At 73.2% G+C, this 16,351-nt stretch carries 10 protein-coding genes; 8 read left to right on the forward strand and 2 right to left on the reverse strand.

Annotated elements, in window-relative coordinates; all coding sequences use genetic code 11:
• Positions 1–88 precede the first annotated feature (88 nt).
• From B1H55_RS04165 to B1H55_RS04175, 3 genes are read left to right on the forward strand one after another with little or no spacing between them, the layout of a single operon-like run.
• The gene (locus B1H55_RS04165) at positions 89–1,372 is read left to right on the forward strand and encodes a glycosyltransferase (RefSeq protein WP_073451034.1); all 1,284 of its coding nucleotides are present in this window, start codon (positions 89–91) and stop codon (positions 1,370–1,372) included.
• Positions 1,369–2,472, forward strand: a complete 1,104-nt coding sequence (locus B1H55_RS04170; protein WP_231952611.1) for a glycosyltransferase family protein — start codon at positions 1,369–1,371, stop codon at positions 2,470–2,472. Before B1H55_RS04165 ends, B1H55_RS04170 begins: the two co-directional genes overlap by 4 nt.
• The gene (locus B1H55_RS04175; RefSeq protein WP_080461601.1) at positions 2,469–4,547 is read left to right on the forward strand and encodes a DUF6541 family protein; all 2,079 of its coding nucleotides are present in this window, start codon (positions 2,469–2,471) and stop codon (positions 4,545–4,547) included. Before B1H55_RS04170 ends, B1H55_RS04175 begins: the two co-directional genes overlap by 4 nt.
• A gap of 320 nt (positions 4,548–4,867) precedes the next feature.
• On the opposite strand, the gene wecB is transcribed toward B1H55_RS04175, so the two are convergent.
• Complete coding sequence (wecB, locus tag B1H55_RS04180) at positions 4,868–5,935, reverse strand: non-hydrolyzing UDP-N-acetylglucosamine 2-epimerase (protein WP_073451037.1); 1,068 nt, start codon at positions 5,933–5,935, stop codon at positions 4,868–4,870.
• Positions 5,936–6,015: 80 nt separating this feature from the next.
• A complete protein-coding gene (locus tag B1H55_RS04185; protein WP_077240219.1) occupies positions 6,016–7,239 on the reverse strand; it encodes a glycosyltransferase family protein in 1,224 nt (407 codons plus the stop codon).
• 144 nt (positions 7,240–7,383) lie between these two features.
• On the opposite strand from B1H55_RS04185, the gene B1H55_RS04190 reads away from it, so the two are divergent.
• The 5 genes from B1H55_RS04190 (at position 7,384) to B1H55_RS04210 (ending at position 16,228) form a co-directional block, all read left to right on the forward strand.
• Positions 7,384–8,706: a nucleotide sugar dehydrogenase gene (locus tag B1H55_RS04190; protein ID WP_077240220.1), complete on the forward strand. Its 1,323-nt coding sequence runs from the start codon at positions 7,384–7,386 to the stop codon at positions 8,704–8,706.
• A 70-nt stretch (positions 8,707–8,776) separates the two neighbouring features.
• Entirely contained in the window at positions 8,777–10,762 is a 1,986-nt protein-coding gene (locus B1H55_RS12495; RefSeq protein WP_077240221.1) for a DUF6541 family protein, read from the forward strand.
• A gap of 108 nt (positions 10,763–10,870) precedes the next feature.
• On the forward strand, positions 10,871–12,937 hold the full coding sequence (locus B1H55_RS04200; RefSeq protein WP_077240222.1) for a DUF6541 family protein: 2,067 nt from the start codon (positions 10,871–10,873) through the stop codon (positions 12,935–12,937).
• Positions 12,934–15,093, forward strand: coding sequence for a DUF6541 family protein (locus B1H55_RS04205; protein WP_077240223.1), 2,160 nt, complete (start codon positions 12,934–12,936; stop codon positions 15,091–15,093). Before B1H55_RS04200 ends, B1H55_RS04205 begins: the two co-directional genes overlap by 4 nt.
• Positions 15,094–15,184: 91 nt before the next feature.
• Positions 15,185–16,228 (forward strand): helix-turn-helix domain-containing protein, encoded by a 1,044-nt coding sequence (locus B1H55_RS04210; RefSeq protein WP_077240224.1) that lies wholly within the window; start codon positions 15,185–15,187, stop codon positions 16,226–16,228.
• Positions 16,229–16,351: the final 123 nt, after the last annotated feature.

Here is a 16,351-nt window from a genome sequence, read left to right on the forward strand (position 1 = left end):
CCATCTCCCGCGGGGACCTCGGCGAGCCGTCACATGCGAGAATGCATCGACGGCCCTACTGGCCTGCCCTCTCCCAAGGAGTCGCGTCGTGAGCCAATCCCAGGTTCCTCTCGTCGTCCTGACCGATCAGTACCCATTCGATACCGGTGAGGAGTTCTTCGAGCAGGAGGTCCACTATCTCGCCGAGCAATTCGAGCGGATATGGATCGTCCCCATGCGCGCCACGATCGGCGCGGCCAAGACCCGCAGCCTCCCCCCGGGCGCGACCGCCATCCTCCTGCCCCTGCCATCCTCAGGCGCCTGGAAGCGCCGCGCCCCGCGCCACGCCGCCCGCCTGATCCTCGGCCCGGGCCGGGTGGAATGGGCCGGCGCCCGCGGCAGCGCCACCCGCGCCATCCGCGAGCTCCACTACGCCGTCGACGTCCTGGACCGCTTCGACGCCCTGAGGCGCACGCGCGCCTACCGCGAGGAGCTGGCCGGCCGGCCCCTCATCGCCTACGGCTACTGGCTCCACCACGCCGGCGGCGTCGCGCAGATGCTGCGCGCTCGCCACGACGCCCCGGTCGCAGCGGTCAGCCGCGCCCACGCCTACGACGTCGACGAGGCCGACGCCCCCCAGCGGCACGTGCCCGGGCGGCGCCGTCTCGTGGGCGGGCTCGACGAGATCTACCCGATCTCGCGCTACGCCGAGTCCTTCCTCACGCCCTACGCGCGCGAGGGGAGCGCCGCCCGTATCGAGATCCGCCACCTCGGGGTGCCGCCCATCGAGGGCGACGGCGGGCGGCAGGACCCGCTCCACATCGTCAGCCTGTCCCACCTGGCCCCCTACAAGCGCGTCGATCGCCTCGCCGACGCCGTCGGCGCCATCGCGCTCTCCGGCCGCCCCGTGCGATGGACTCACTTGGGGGAGAGCGATGCCGTCCGCCGCGACGCGCTGCGCGCCCACGCCGCCGAGCGCGCCCCCGGGGCCCGCATCGACCTGCCCGGATACGTCCCCAACGAGCGGGCCCGCGAGATGCTCGCCGTCGAGGGCTATACGGTTCTCGTCAACACATCCAGCGGGGAGGGCGTGCCGGTGTCGATCATGGAGGCGATGGCCGCCGGACTGCCCGTGGTGGCCACGGATGTGGGCGGTACGGCGGAGATCGTGCGCGACGGCGTCAACGGGCGCCTCGTGGGCGCCGATGCCACGGGGGAGGAGATCGCCTCCGCGATCCTCAGCGTCGCCGATGCCGCGCCCCGCGATTACGCGGCTCTGGGCGCAGGCGCCCGGCGGACCTGGGAGGAGGGCTTCGGCGCGCCCGTGCAGTACGCCGGCATGGCCGAGCGCCTGCGCTCCCTGGCCGACGGGCTCCGGGGAGGCGGGGCATGAGCGAGCGCCCGCGGATGATCTTCCACGCCCCCTACCCGATGGAGCCCAACCCGACCGCCGCCTCCCGGCTGCGCCCGCTGCGGATGCGCCAGGCCTTCGAGGAGATCGGCTACGAGGTCATCGACGTCTCCGGGACGGTGACCCAGCGCCGCGCCGCGCTGCGCTCCCTGCGGCGCTCCCTGGCCGGGGGCGAGCGCCCCGACTTCCTCTACTCCGAGAACTCCACTCAGCCGAACCTCCTGGCCACGAGCATCCGCACGGGTGCGGCGCCCCTGCTCGACTACTCGATCATGAGGCTCGCCCGCCGGCACCGCATCCCCGTGGGCGTCTTCTACAGGGACGCCTACTGGCGGGTGCCGGCTCTGCGCGGGCGCGGGGCCTACCGGCGCTGCTCCGACGCCCTCCAGCGCGTCGACCTGGTCGGCTACAGGCGCAACGGGGTCCACTTCTTCCTCCCCTCCGAGCCCATGTCCGCCCTGGTGGGTCTCGGCGCCCGCGACTCCTTCTCCGCCCTGCCCCCCGCCGGGGAGCCCGGGCGCCTCCTGCCCCTGCCGCCGGCCGATGAGGAGCTGCGGCTCATCTACGTCGGCGGCCTCGGGGGCCACTACGACCTCGACTCCTTCCTCACCGCCCTGAGCGCGACGCCGTCGGTCCGACTCGACCTCGTCACCCGGCCCCAGCAGTGGGAGCGGGCCCTGGCGGGTGACGAGCGCCTGCGCTCCCCGGCCATCACCGCCCATCACCTCTCGGCGGGCGAGCTCGAGCCGCTCTACGCCTCCGCCCAGGCCGCCGTCCTGCTCGTCACCCCCACCGACTACTGGGATATCGCCGTGCCGGTCAAGCTCTTCGAATACCTGTCCTACGGGCGCCCGGTCATGGCCACCCGGGGCACCGAGGCCGGGCGCATCATCGAGGCCAACGGCGCCGGATGGGTGGTCGACGACGACCCGCGCGCCATCGGGGACCTCCTCGCCCGCCTGCGCGACCACCCCGAGGAGATCGCCGAGCGGGCCGAGGCCGCCAGGCGCGCGGCCTCCCGGAACACCTGGGCCGACCGCGCCCGCGCCGTCGCCGGGGTCCTCACCGGGAGGAGCCGATGAGCGCGCTCCTCGCCTGGCTGCCATACACCGGGAGGGCGGCGCTGCTGCTCCTCATCCTCTTCGCCCCCGGCATGGCGATCCTGCGCGGCGCCGGCCACCGGCGCCTGTTCGCCCTGGGCGCCGCACCGCCGCTCAGCCTCGGCGTCGTGACCCTCACCGGGATTGTCTGCAGGCACTTCTCCATCCGCTGCCACGGCTGGGCCCTGGGGATCGGCGCGCTCGTCATCGTGGGCCTGGTCATCCTGCTGACCCGCAGGGCCCTGGGCCCGCTGCCCTCCCGCTCGCCCTACGGGCTGGCCCCGCCCCGCCTGTCATCCGGGCGGGCGGTCCTGGCGGCCGCCCTGGGCTCGGCCCTCATCATCGCCGCGCCCATCGCCCTGCAGTGGGACCCCGCCCTGCCCGCCCAGCAGATCGACTCCGTCTTCCACTACAACCTGGCCTGGACCATCGAGCAGACGGGCAACGCCTCGCTCCTGGCCGGAGCCTCCTGGTCCTTCAGCCTGCGGGCGATCCCCGCCTACTACCCGCTCGTCTGGCACGCCGTCGTCGCCGGGGCCGGGCGCGGGGACATCGTGGGCACCACCAACACGCTCGTCCTCCTCGTGCCGCTCATCTGGACGCTGGGCGTCGCGGTCCTGGCCCGTGAGGCCTTCCCCGCCTCGCGGTGGGCCCCGGTGACGGCGCCGCTGGTGGCGACCCTCCTGCCCGCCTACCCCGTCTACATGATCGCGTTCCGGCAGCTGTGGCCCAACGCCCTGGGATGCGCCGTCCTCCCAGCGATCCTCGCGATGCTGCTCAGGGTGGTCAGGCTCCTCGAGCATCAGGAGGAGGTGGGGCGGCGCCGCGTGGTCATCACCCTGGCGATCTTCGCCGTCGCGCTCCTGGGCGCCGTCGCCGCCTATCCCTCGACGCTGTTCGCCTTCTGCCTGACGGGCCTGCCCCTGCTGGGCCGCATCCTCATCGCGCTCGGCCGGGGGATCCGACGCCGGATCGGCCCGCGCGCGATGAGGTACCTGGTGGGGGGCGCCGTCCTCGTGGCCCTGGGCGTGGTGGCGGCGCTCGTCCTCGATCCGGCGGTGCTCGGGCGCCTGGGCCGCTCCTCCTACGCGGGCTTCTCCGGGCTCCTGCTCAGGATGGCCGCGATGACCACCCTGTGGCCCATGGGCGGCGGGAGGGCCCCCTTCCTCCTCACCCTCGCCATCCAGTCGCTCCTCATCCTCACCGGGCTCGTCGTCACGGCGCGCCGACGGGACTGGCGATGGATCGTCCTGGCCTGGGCGGCCCCGATGCTCGTCCTGGCGGCCGCCTACTTCCCCCTGTGGCCCCTCACCGCCCTCACCGGCCTGTGGTACAACGACCCCTACCGGATCATCCCCCTCGTGATCCCCGCGATCGCACTGCTCGGCGCGGCGGCCCTCGACGCGCTGATGGACAGGCTCGCCGCCGCCCGGCACCGCATCGGTGGAAGGCGGACGGCGATCGCTGTGATCTGCACGCTCGTCATCGCCGGGCTCGGCGCCACGCCCGCGCGCCTGCTCGCCGGCAGCTCGGCGTACAGCGCCGCCACGCCGACCCTCGTCGAGGTCCTGAGCACCGACGAGGCGGAGATGATCCGCTCCCTGCCCGGGCGCCTCGACCCCGATCTCATGGTGCTCGGTGATCCGGCGGCGGGTGCCGCGTATGTCCAGGCCCTGGGCGGGCAGCGCTCCGTATTCCCCCACATGACGTTCCGAGGCCTGGACACCGACGCGCTCTACCTCGCGAAGCACTTCTCGCAGATCCGCACGGACCCCCGCGTCTGCGAGATCGTGCGCCACTACGGGATCGGCTACTACTACGCCGACGCCCCCGGCCGCGTCGTCGGCATCGACCCGGTCGAGCGGGCGCCCGGCCTCTACGGCGTCGACGTCTCCGAGGGCTTCGAGGAGGTCGCCGCCGGCGGTGGGGCGACCATCTACCGGATCACCGCATGCGGCCCGGTGAGAACGGACCGCTACCCATGGACCCTGGACTCGGCCGAGGAGCCACTCCTGGACGTCAATCCTCCCCCCACCCCCGAGGCCGAGGAGCCCTGAGCCGGGGTCGTGGGGCGCCGCGCCCTGGGTCCGGTGCCCGCGTCCTCACCCTGCGGGATACCGTCTCATCCCGCGCGTGCGGTCTGGGCCTGCAAATACCGTCTCACCCCGCGCGTGCGGTCTGGGCCTACAAATACCGTCTCGGCCCGGTGCTGCGCCCTCAAACTGCGAGGATGAGGGCGCAGCACCGGGCCGAGACGGTATCTTCGGGGTGAAGCGGTATCTGCGGGCCGAGACGGTATCTTCGGGGTCGGGGATGGTGCGAGCTCAGGGGACTGCGCCCGAGCCGGGATGCGATGAGCGGAGCGCCACTGCGCGGCTCAGGCTCGGGCGGCGAGCTCCGCGGCCACGCGCTCGGCGGCCCGCCCATCCCCGTAGGGGTGCGCCTCCTGGGGCGCGGGCTCGTCGGGCATGGGGCGGCATGCCGCGCGCACGAGACCCGGTCCCGGCTCGACCAGGGCGTTCCAACCCAGCTCCACCGTCTCCACCCACTCGGTGACCGGGCGGACCGTCGTGCAGGGCACTCGCAGGAGGAACGCCTCCTTCTGCAGGCCTCCGGAATCGGTGATGACGCCACGGGCGGCCAGCGCCGAGGCGATGAGCCCGGGGTAGGGCAGGGGCGGATGGACCCTCAGGCTCCCGCGATCCGCCAGGGCGATCCCGTGCTCGGAGCATTTGGCCACGAGCCTCGGGTGGGCCAGTAGGACCACGGGATGGCCCAGGTTCGCGAGCGAGTCGAGGATGGCGCCGAGTCGCTCGGCGTCGTCGGTGTTCTCCGCGCGGTGAATGGTCGCCAGGGAGTACGAGCCCGGCTCCAGGCACATGCCGGCCACGATGGGCGAGGGCGATCCCGCGACCCTGTCGCGCACATCCATGAGCACGTCGGTCATGACATCGCCGACCACCACGGTCCGGGCCGCCAGCCCCTCGTCGGCCAGGTGCCGCGCCCCCACGGCCGTCGGGGTCAGCAGGAGGTCCGCCGCGTGGTCGGTGAGGATGCGGTTGATCTCCTCGGGCATGCGGCGGTCGAAGGAGCGCAGGCCCGCCTCCAGGTGCGCGACCGGCACGCGGAGCTTGACGGCGGACAGGGCGCCGGCCAGCGTGGAGTTCGTATCCCCGTAGACCAGCACCCACTGCGGCGCGCGCGCGGTGATGACCCCGTCCATCGCTGCGAGCATCGCCCCGGTCTGCGCCCCATGGGTTCCCGAGCCGATGCCCAGGTGCTCATCGGGGGCCGAGATCCCCAGGTCGGAGAAGAAGACATCGGAGAGGAGCGGGTCGTAGTGCTGGCCGGTGTGGACGATGATGTGGTCGATGCCCGCGGCTCGGAGGGCCCGATCGATCGGGGCGAGCTTGACGAACTGGGGCCGCGCCCCGACGACCGACATGACCCTGAGCGGGGGCCGTGATGGAGCCGAGGCCCCGGGAGCGGGGGAGGGGCGGGAGGGTTGGGGGGTGTCCGGTCGGCTCATCGCTGGGAGTCCTCCTCGGGAGCCGGCGCCTCGGGGCCCGGCGCCGCTGCTGGTGATCCTGTCAGTTCCGAGACGATCGCGCGGATCGTCCCCTTGTCACGCTCGAAGCTGAGCGCGCGCGCCGCCGCGTGCGAAGCGCGCTTGTAGCCGACCACGTCCTGAACCGTGAGGGCCATCAGCGTGGCCGTGATATCGGCGGCCTCATTGGTCCGGGAGTGGACGCCCAGTCCGTACTCGTCCACGAGCCGCACCATCTCCGCAGTGGGGCCCACCGCGATCGCCAGCCTCGCTTGGACGTAGTCGAAGATCTTGTTGGGCAGGGTCAGGCGCGCGTTCGTGTTGAAGGGCGGGATCCAGAAGACGCCGACGTCGTAGGCGTTGAGCACGCGGGGCAGATCGCCCGGGGCCACCGGGGCGGGGAAGGCGATCCGCTCGCAGCCGGCGGCGCGGTCCTTGAGCCGGTCGAGGTAGGCGCCCCGGTCACCGCCGGGCACGAGGAACAGGTCGAGGGTGAAGCGGTCATCGCAGGCCTTGACGGCGTCGATCATCGCCTCGATGGCGCGCCCGGGCACGGCCCCGCCGGAGTGGACGAGCCGGATGCGGCCGTCGGGGGCCGGCTCGCTGGGGCTCAGGTCCGCGAAGGCCGCGGCGTTGCGCACCAGGCGCGGCGCGACGCCGTAGCGCCGCTCGTACAAGCCGGCGATCTCGCCGCCCACAGTGGTCACCGCCGCGCAGCGCGGGAGGTAGGCGCGGCAGATGTGGTCCATGAGAGGCGCGACCAGGAGTCGCCAGCTCGTCACGTGCGTGCGCTCCTCCGGGGCCCACTCGTGCATGTCGGCCCACACCGGCGCGCCATCGGCGATGGCGAAGGCCGTGGGGATCGAGCGGGCGTCATTGGCCACCACCATGTCGAAGCGCCCGAGCCCGGCCTCGCGCACCAGCCGCAGGGCGGCCCTCGCGGCCGGCGCCGCCGTCTCACTCGCCCGCAGGCGGCGCAGCGCCAGGCGCACCACGCCCAGGGGCGTCTGGGGGAGGGAGGGGGCGGAGTCGGGGATGCGCAGGTGCCCTGCCACCTGGGGCGATGTGGGGCCGTACCCCACGGAGGTTACTTCGCCGACCTCGCAGAGCGCCTGGATCTCCCGGAGCACGCGGGCGTCGCGATGGATCGGGGAGAACGACAGGACGAGGATGCGCGGGGGGCGCGATGGGCGCTGTGGCACCTCGCCATCCTACGTGAGAGGGGGTTCCCGCGCTCAGGAGTGGCTCTCGGCCCGTCGCCCGACGTCCCGGGACCGCCTGCCGGCAGTGGCGCGGGGAGGCCGTACCATACGGTGAGAGCCGCCGCCCGGCATGGAAGGATCATCATGCGCATCGCCGTCGTCGCCCTGGGGAAGATCGGGCTGCCCCTGGCCGCCCAGTACGCCGAGAAGGGCCACGAGGTCATCGGCGTCGACGTCAACCCCGCCACCGTCGAGGCCGTCAACGCCGGGCGCGAGCCCTTCCCCGGCGAGGCCCACCTGGCGGACAGGCTCGCCGCACTGAGCCCCGCCACCGGCAACGGCGCCCTGCGGGCCACCACCGACTACGCCGAGGCCATCCCCGGCGCCGAGGCGGTCGTGCTGGTCGTGCCGCTCTTCGTCGACGACGTCACCTGGGAGCCCGATTTCACGCTCATGGACGCGGCCACCGCCTCGCTCGCCGAGCACCTGAGCCCCGGCACCCTCGTCTCGTACGAGACCACCCTGCCCGTGGGCACCCTGCGCGGGCGCTGGAAGCCCATGATCGAGAGGATCTCCGGCCTGGTGGAGGGCGACGGCGAGCGCGGCTTCCACCTCGTCTTCAGCCCCGAGCGGGTCCTCACCGGCCGGGTCTTCGCCGACCTGCGCCGCTACCCCAAGCTCGTGGGCGGGCTCACCGAGGCCGGCACCCGCGCCGGCATCGCCTTCTACGAGCAGGTCCTCGACTTCGACGAGCGCGCCGATCTGCCGCGCCCCAACGGCGTGTGGGACATGGGCGGCGCCGAGGCCGCCGAGATGGCCAAGCTCGCCGAGACCACCTACCGGGACGTCAACATCGGCCTGGCCAACCAGTTCGCCGTCTACGCCGACAAGTGCGGCTTCGACGTCCAGCGCGTCATCGAGGCCTGCAACTCCCAGCCCTACTCCCACATCCACCGCCCCGGCATCGCGGTGGGCGGGCACTGCATCCCCGTCTACCCGCGGCTCTACCTGTCCACCGACCCCGACGCCTCCGTCGTGCGCACCGCGCGGGCCTTCAACGCCACCATGCCCGAGTACGTCGTCACCCGCGCCGAGGAGGTCCTCGGGGACCTGGCGGGCCTGCGCGTCGCGGTGCTCGGCGCCTCCTACCGGGGCGGCGTCAAGGAGACCGCCTTCTCCGGGGTCTTCCCCACCGTGGAGGCACTGCGGGCCCGCGGTGCCGACGTGAGCGTCCACGACCCCATGTACTCCGACGATGAGCTCGCCGCCTTCGGCTGGACCCCCTACCACCTCGGCGAGGAGGTCGACGCCGCCATCGTCCAGGCCGACCACGCCGAGTACGCCGGGCTCACCCCCGCCGACCTGCCCGGCATCCGCCTCCTGCTCGACGGGCGGCGCGCCACCGACGCCGAGAAGTGGACGGGCACGCCCCGTCTGACCATCGGCGGGGGCCAGCGCCTGGGCTGAGCCCGGTGCCGCTCGTACGAGCCCGGGCCGGGGCCGGGCACCAGGGTTGGCCGGGGCGGGGGAAGCGCGCGTGCTGACACTCGTCCTCGGCGCGCTCTTCGGGGCGACCGTCCTCCTGGCACCCGGCTGGGCAGTCGCCCGGTCGGCCGGGGTCGGCAGGCTGCCCGCCTTCGCCCTCGCCCCGGCGGTCAGCGCCGCGATCATCTCCGTGGCGCAGATGCTCACCAGCGCCCTGTCACTGCACTGGATGGCCTGGGGGCCGCCCGTCGTCATCGGCCTCATGGCGCTCCTCGGCCTCCCCGCGCGCGTGCTGCGGCGCAAGGGATGGATCCGTATCGGCCCCACCCTTGCGGGCTCCACGAGGCTGCGGGCCGATGAGCTCGCCTGGCTGCTCGGCGGTGCCGCCTGCGCCGGGGCGGTGGCGATGGCCGCGGCGATGGCCGCGCCCAAGGCCTCCTGGCCCGCCCAGGCCTACGACGTCACCTTCCACGTCAACGCCATCACCGTCATGAGGGAGATCGGCGATGCCTCCCCCTTCGGCGGACTATGGCCGATATACCAGGGCTACCGCGCCTTCTACCCCACGCTCTGGCACGCGATCTCCGTCTTCATCCCCGGCAGCGCCATCCAGGCCACCAACGCCCTGCTCCTGGGATGCGCCGTCCTGGTCTGGCCGGCGGCTCTGACGGGCATGCTCACGGCGCTGCGCCGGACCCTCGGCGAGGGCTGGGCCAGGGCCACCGGCCTGACCGTCGCGCTGGCCTCGACCACCGTCGCGTTGCCGGTGCTCATGACCTCTCTGACGGTATGGCCCTACGTCCTGTCCGTCATCGCCCTGCCCGGGGTCCTCGCCGTCCTGGGCACCGCGCTGCGCGACATCCTCGACCGGACCTGCACCCCCGGGATCAGCCTGGGCGTGCTCGTCGTCATCGGGGGCGGCACGGTGCTCGCCCATGGCGCGGGCGCCTTCAACGTGCTGGTGGTCAGCCTGCCCTTCGTCATCGCGGTGATGAGCCACGTCATCCGCCTGGGAGGTCGGGGACGGCGCATCGTGCTGCGCGTCCTCCCCCTGCTCACCGCAGCGGCCCTGCTCGGCGGGTGGGTGATGGGCGAGCAGGTGTTCTCGGTGCTCTCCTACGAGCGGCCCGCGGGAGGCTGGGACGGGATCCTCGATGCGCTCAGGAGGATCATCCTCGACGCCCCGCAGTACGGCATCGTGCCCCCCATCGCCTGGATCCCCGCGGGGGCGCTGTTTACCGCCCTCGCGGTCGTGGGCGCGTGGCAGGCCCGCCATGACGCCTCCCTGCGCCCCTGGGTCGCGCTGTGGCTCATGGCCGCGGTGATCGTCCTGCTCACTTCGGGACCCGCCTGGCCGGGGCGCCAGATCGGCTCGCCCTGGTACCTCCAGGAGGCGCGGATCATGCCATTGGTGACCATCCCCGCGATGCTCCTCGCCGCGCGTGGTATCAGCGGCCTGCTCGCCGTCGAGCCGGCGCGCCCGCCACGACGGCGCGGCGGGGACCGGCCGCGGAGCGCCGCGCTCGCCGCCGTCGTCCTGATGGCCGTGGCCTGCCGGGTTCCGCTGCTGCACACCCTGGTCGCCTCGGTCTGGGACCCGCACCGGATTCAGCACGGCACGCTGGCCACTGTCGATGAACTTGTCCTGTTGGAGAGGTCCAGGAGCGTCCTCCCCGACGACGCGGTGGTCCTGGGCGCCCCCGCCCGGGGCGCGGGCTACGTGTGGCCCATGACCGGCATCCACGGGGTCTACATGTCCCGCAGCGAGCCCTACCACCCCTCCGACATGGGCAGCGTTGCCCGCCTATGGCCCGGCTTCGGCGTCGATGAGACGACGACGGCCCTGGTCTGCTCGCGCTTGGACAGCCTGGGCGTCGAGTACTTCCTCGCCCAGGAGGACCCGACGGCCGCCGGCGCCGAGTACGGCGCCGCCAGGGCATGGTGGGACGCGCCGCTCATCCGTCCGCCCGCGCGGGGGGTCGAGCTCGTCGACTCCGAGGGGGACGCCACCCTGTGGCGCATCACCGGTTGCGGCTGAGTTGCGATGGGCTCCTAGACGCGCGATCCGCGCCCCACGCCCCGCCCCCGGCGCCCCGGCCGTCTATGATCGGCGGGTCAGTCCCCGGAACACGGCGAGGGAGGCCCAGTGGACTGGAACGCCTTGGTCCTCCTCGCGGTCGCGCTCACCGCGCTCATCGTCGCGCCTGGAGCCATCCTTCTGCGCGCCCTGGGAGCACCGCCGATCGTGGCCCTGGCCGCCGGCCCCGCGATCACTCTCATGATCGTCGTACTGGCGGGGATCGGACTGGAGTCCGTCGGGATCGGGTGGGGGACCGGATCATACGGCGCTCTGGGCGCGGCGGTGCTCGCCTCCTCCCTGGCCGCCCGGGTCCTACGCCGCCGGCTGGCCGTCCGTCGGGAAGCGCCCTCGCACGATGAACCCGCCCCCACGATTCTCCGGGCCATCCGGGCCATCCGGGTCATCCGGGCCGTCGCCGGCTCCCGCCTCCCCCTGTCCCCCGGCGCGCCCAAGACCTTGCTCCTCGCCGTCGCCGCGATCCTGGCCGCCCTGCCCGCCGGCCTCATCCACGCGCTCGCTCTGACCCGCCAGATGGGGGATCCGGACACCGTTCACCAGAACATGGACTCCGTGCTCCACATGAACCTCATCGAGGAGATCCACCGCACGGGCAACGCCTCCATCCTCACGGCCTCCCGAGCCATCAACGGGGCCATCTACCCCGACGGCTTCCACTCCATCGCCGTCGTCCTGCGCCCCTGGGCGAATTCCTCGCAGATCCTCAACGCATCCCTCCTCGCCGTCGGCGCGATCCTCCTGCCCATGACCACAGTGCTGCTCGCGCGCGCCATGGGCCTGCGCTGGTGGGCGGCCAGCCTTGCGGCCCTCCTGGGCACCGCCACGATGTGGGTCCCGGCGTACATGGTGTTCTTCAACGCGCTCATGGCCGCCGCCCTGGCGACGGTCGCGCTCCTGGGGGCCATCGCCGCCCTCCTGGCCCTGCCGGGGCGCGGCCGCCGCCACCTGGTCGCGCTCGCGGCGCTGGCGGCCGCCTGCCTCGTGGGGGTCGGCGCAGCTCACCCCGGAGGAGCGCAGGCGCTGCTCATCATCCTGTGCGCGCTCGGCGCGGCCCGTCTCTCTCGCGCGGCTCTGACGGCGGCCAGGGACGGCCGGAGGCGGGATGGCCTCCTGCGCCTCGCCTCGGCACTGGCCTGTCTGATGCCCGTCGGGATCATGCCATTCATCCCCGCGCTGCGGACGATGTCGGGGTTCCCCGGAGAGGGCCGCACCATCGGAACGACGGCCTCCATGAGCCTCCTCCTGGCGCCCCTGGAGGGGCAGGCCATGTCCGGCTGGCTGGGGGCGCTCGGCGGCCTGGCCGTGGCCGGGGCGATCCTCCTGGCACTCAGTGGACGGTGGGCGCCGGTGACGGTGTGGGGAACGCTCGTGGCGCTCGCGCTGACGACGGCCTCGGCCAGCCCCGCCCTGGGCGCCCTCACAGGCGCCTGGTGGCGCGACCTCCTGCGCATCCTGGCGATCCTCGTGCTCATCGACGGCATCCTCGCCGCGGGCTGCCTCCAGGAGCTGGCCCTGCTAGCCCGTCGGGCGTGGGCTGCCCGGATGGGCCCCTCGCTCTCCTACCGGGGCAGGGTCCTGCGCGCGCCGCACGCGGCCACCGCCCTCGCCGTCTGCGCGGCCCTGGGCATGAGCATCCCCGCCAGCCGCGTGGGCACCGAGGCCTCGGAGAACTGGTCCTACTACGCCTACCAGTGGTTCACGCACCACGTCTGGCTCAACGCCGGTGAGGCCGAGGAGCTCCAGGGCGAGGACCGGGATGCCTTCGCCGGGACGGTGGTCTACGGGTGCCCGGAGACAGGTGCGACCTACGTCGCCGCCCTCACCGACGGCACCTCCTTCTACCGGCACTACGGGGCCCCCATCAACTGGCAGCAGCAGTACCTGGCGCAGAACTTCTCGAAGATCCGCACCGATGCCCGGGTATGCGGCATCATCAGGGCCCAGGGCGGCATCCCCATGTACTACGAGCAGCCGGATCTGCCCCCGGAGGCCTTCGCCCTCTACCCCGGCTTCCGCCATGTCGACACATCGAAGGGTTTCGTGAAGGTGGCCGACATCGACGGCGCCCGACTGTGGCGCATCACCGCCTGCGACCAGAAGGGAACGACTCCATGAGCGGCTCTCGGCGCCCCCGTCCCGCAGTCGGGATCGGGCCCACCGCGATCCGCGTCGTCGTCCTGCCGCTGGCCGGGATCGCGGCACTCGCGCTGATGATCCAGCTCGGCGGCGGAGTCGGCCCCTCGTGGGCGGCCGCCCCGCCGATCGCGGTGGCGGCCCTCGGCGGACTCATCATCCCGGGCTGGTCGATCGCCCAGGCCTGGGGGTTGCGCGGCGTGACGGCACTGGGCGCCGCGCCCGCGATCACCGCGGGGATCCTCACCGTGGGCAGCACGCTGGCCCAGCCCCTCGGGATCCCATGGGACCGCGCCCACCTGCTCATCGGCCCCGTCGGCTGGCTATGGGCCGCGTGCGCGGCGGCCGGCCTGCTCGCGCGACGCGCGCCCCTGGCCCCCGGTACCGCCGGCCGGCCGTCCGGCTCGGCCCACCTCGACACCCGGGGCCGGGCCGCGCTGTGCGCGGGACTGGGGCTGGCCGCGCTCATGACCGCAGTGCCGGTGATCCGCTCGACCGGGGCCCTCGACTCCCCGATGCAGGCCTCGGACTCCATCTACCACCTGTCCGCCACCGCCTTCGTACGCCTGACGGGGGACGCGAGCTCGCTCGGCGGCACCTGGCCGCTCTACGACGGTCAGCGCATCTACTACCCCATGGTCTGGCATGCCATCGCCGCGCTCCTGCCCGGCGGGGTCATCGAGGGCTCCAACACTCTCGTGGTGGTGCTCTCGTCGGCCATCTGGCCACTGAGCATGGCGGCCCTCCTGCGCGAGACCCTCAGGCGCGCGGGCCCCGAGGACGACCGCGGCGCAGGTGTGCTCCTGGGACTGGGGACCGCGCTGTCCGGCTCAGTGGTCTCCGTCCTCCTCCTCCTCACCAGCGTGTGGCCCTACGCGCTGTCCGTATGCCTCCTGCCCGGATGCCTCGCTCTGGTGACACGCGTCTGCGGGAGCGGTGCCCTGGACGATCGACCGCGTGCACATGCCCTCGCGCCGGCGGTCCTGGGCGCTCTCGGCGTCATCGGCGCGCACGGCGCGGCCGCCTTCAACCTCATCGTGCTCGCCGGGCCGCTCGTGGCGCACGGCCTGTGGGGCCCGGTGTCCGCCGCCTGGCGCCGCGGCGGGCGGGGGAGAGGGGCCCTGATCGCCGCCGCCACCGCAGGCGGGCTCCTGGTGGCCGGGGCCGGCTGGCGGGTGCGCGGCTCGCTGGTGGACGTGTTCTCCTACCGGCGTCCTCCCAGCAACCTCGCGGAGACCGTCTACGCGCTCGCCACCGATCACCCCCTGCTCGCCCGCTTCTCCCCGTACATCCCGGGCAACGCCCTGGTGCTCGCTCTGGCGCTCACCGCCGTCATCGGAGCGTGGAGGGGCGCCCGGGGAAGCGATGCCCAGCAGGTGCGGCTGTGGTCCATCGGCACTGGGGCGGCGGCGCTCATCCTGCTCCTCGCCGCAGGGCCCCAGTGGCCCCTGCGCGTTCTGGCCGGGCCGTGGTACACCCAGCGGGCCCGCATCATCGTCCTCGTGACGATCGGGCTTCTCGTGCTCGCCACGCTCGGCACCCGCAACCTCATCTGCGCCTGGCGCCCGCTCACCGGATGGCGCGGGCGGCTGGCATCGACCCCGCAGCGCATGGCGCTGACCGTGCTCGCGATCTCACTCGTCCTCGCCCCCGCCTGGAGGTGGGGCCTGAAAGCGGAGATCATGGAGGCGGTCCACGATCCAGAGCGCATCTCCTACGGCACGATGCTCTCCGACGCCGAGCTGACCATGATCCGCCGCGCTCCCCAGGAGCTCGGCGGGGACGCGCTCGTCATAGGCAACCCGTCCAACGGCAGCGCCTACTTGTGGAGCGCGGCCGGTGTGCGCACGGTTTACCCCACGCGGCTCCTGCCGATCAGCCCGGAGCTGGAGTGGCTGGGGGAGCACCTCGACCAGCTCGGCTCCGATCCCGAGGTGTGCCGGATCCTCAACGAGCGCGGGGTGACGCACTACTACTCCGACGACGCCCGCCCCGACGGCGCCACCGGGGGCGGCCGCCAGCCGCTGTGGGGCCGGCGGATGGACCAGGTGCCCCACGAGCACTTGGAGCGGGTCGACTCCGCGCCGTCGGGCGCCGGGTCCACGGCGACGCTCTGGCGCATCACCGCCTGCGGCTGACGCCCGTCGCCGCCGTCACTGACCCTGGGCGGCGTACTTGGCCTCGACCTCCGCCTTGAGCGGCGGAAGGCTGTGTGCGAAAATCGCACACATGGAGACTGTTAAGGACTTCACTCAGCTCGGGGAGCAGATCCGGCGGATCCGCCAGGGCCGAGGCCTCGATCAGGGGCAGCTCGCCGCCAAGTGCCGTCTGGAGCGCACCGCCCTGTCCCGTGCGGAGTCCGGTGAGCGCAAGGTCTCGGCGCTCGAGCTGACGAGGATCGCCGAGGCGCTCGACGTGGACCTCATCGACCTCATGTCACGTCCCGCTCCGGACGTCCGGGCGGCGCGTCGGCCAGTAGAGGAGGCTACAACGCGCGGTGAACGTGAGGAGGTCCAGGCGGAGATCGACCTCGACCGTGCGTGGAGGGACCTGCGCCAGCTGCGGGAGGCGGGGCTCATCGAGCCGGTGCCGCTGGCCTTCGGCGGCTCCGGCCTCGGTTCCCGCGAGGAGGCCCAGGACCTCGCCCGTCGCGCGCGCGAGCACCTTGAGGCGGGGGATGGGTTCCTGGGCGACATGACCGATGTTGCCTCCCGACTGGGCCTGTGGGCCCGGACGACGAGGGCGCAGATCGACGGCAGGTCCCTGACCCCGGAGTCGGGTCTCGGCGTCGCGGTCGTCGGGGAGGGGCTTGAGCCCGGACGCCGGCGGGCGACGCTCGCACACGAGATCGGCCACCACCTTGCGGGTGATACCTACGAGGCCTCGGGCCACTACGCGGCACCGCGAGAGGCGGAGGCCCGGATCGACGCCTTCGCCGCCGAGTTCCTCCTTCCCGAGGCCGTGGTGCGCCGAGCCTGGGACGAGAACCCCTCGCGGGACGCGCTGGTGCGCATGGCCGGTGAGTACCGGGTCTCGTGGTCCCTGCTGGTGAGGGTCGCGCAGGGAGCCGGCCTCGACCTGGCGTCGATCGACACCGCGACAACCCCCGTCGATGCGGACTTCTACCGCGTCCTCGGGGCCCGACCCCAGGAGGACATCGTGCCGCCGGGTCTGCCACGGGCATGGATCCGGGCCTGCGCCCGGGCCGTTGAACGTCAACTCATCACACCCCGGCGCGCGGCGGAGATGACGCTCGGTGTGCTGTCATCGTGAGTACTGAGAAGGACGCGTCGCCGAGTAGGGAGGTCTTCGTCTGGGACACGACGGGGCCGCTGCACGCGGCGAGGTGCGGGCATATCGACTGGCTGCTCGACGCCGCGGGTCGTGGACGTCGGC

This window comes from Actinomyces denticolens, assembly GCF_002072185.1.
GTDB classification, from domain to species: Bacteria; Actinomycetota; Actinomycetes; order Actinomycetales; family Actinomycetaceae; genus Actinomyces; species Actinomyces denticolens.

What these genes read in the sequence shown, in the direction of transcription:
- B1H55_RS04190 (WP_077240220.1), top strand. Translation starts at nt 7,384, where the DNA reads ATGCGCATCGCCGTCGTCGCCCTGGGGAAGATCGGGCTGCCCCTGGCC.
- wecB (WP_073451037.1), bottom strand. Translation starts at nt 5,935, where the DNA reads ATGTCGGTCGTCGGGGCGCGGCCCCAGTTCGTCAAGCTCGCCCCGATC.
- B1H55_RS04175 (WP_080461601.1), top strand. Translation starts at nt 2,469, where the DNA reads ATGAGCGCGCTCCTCGCCTGGCTGCCATACACCGGGAGGGCGGCGCTG.
- B1H55_RS04205 (WP_077240223.1), top strand. Translation starts at nt 12,934, where the DNA reads ATGAGCGGCTCTCGGCGCCCCCGTCCCGCAGTCGGGATCGGGCCCACC.
- B1H55_RS04170 (WP_231952611.1), top strand. Translation starts at nt 1,369, where the DNA reads ATGAGCGAGCGCCCGCGGATGATCTTCCACGCCCCCTACCCGATGGAG.
- B1H55_RS04210 (WP_077240224.1), top strand. Translation starts at nt 15,185, where the DNA reads ATGGAGACTGTTAAGGACTTCACTCAGCTCGGGGAGCAGATCCGGCGG.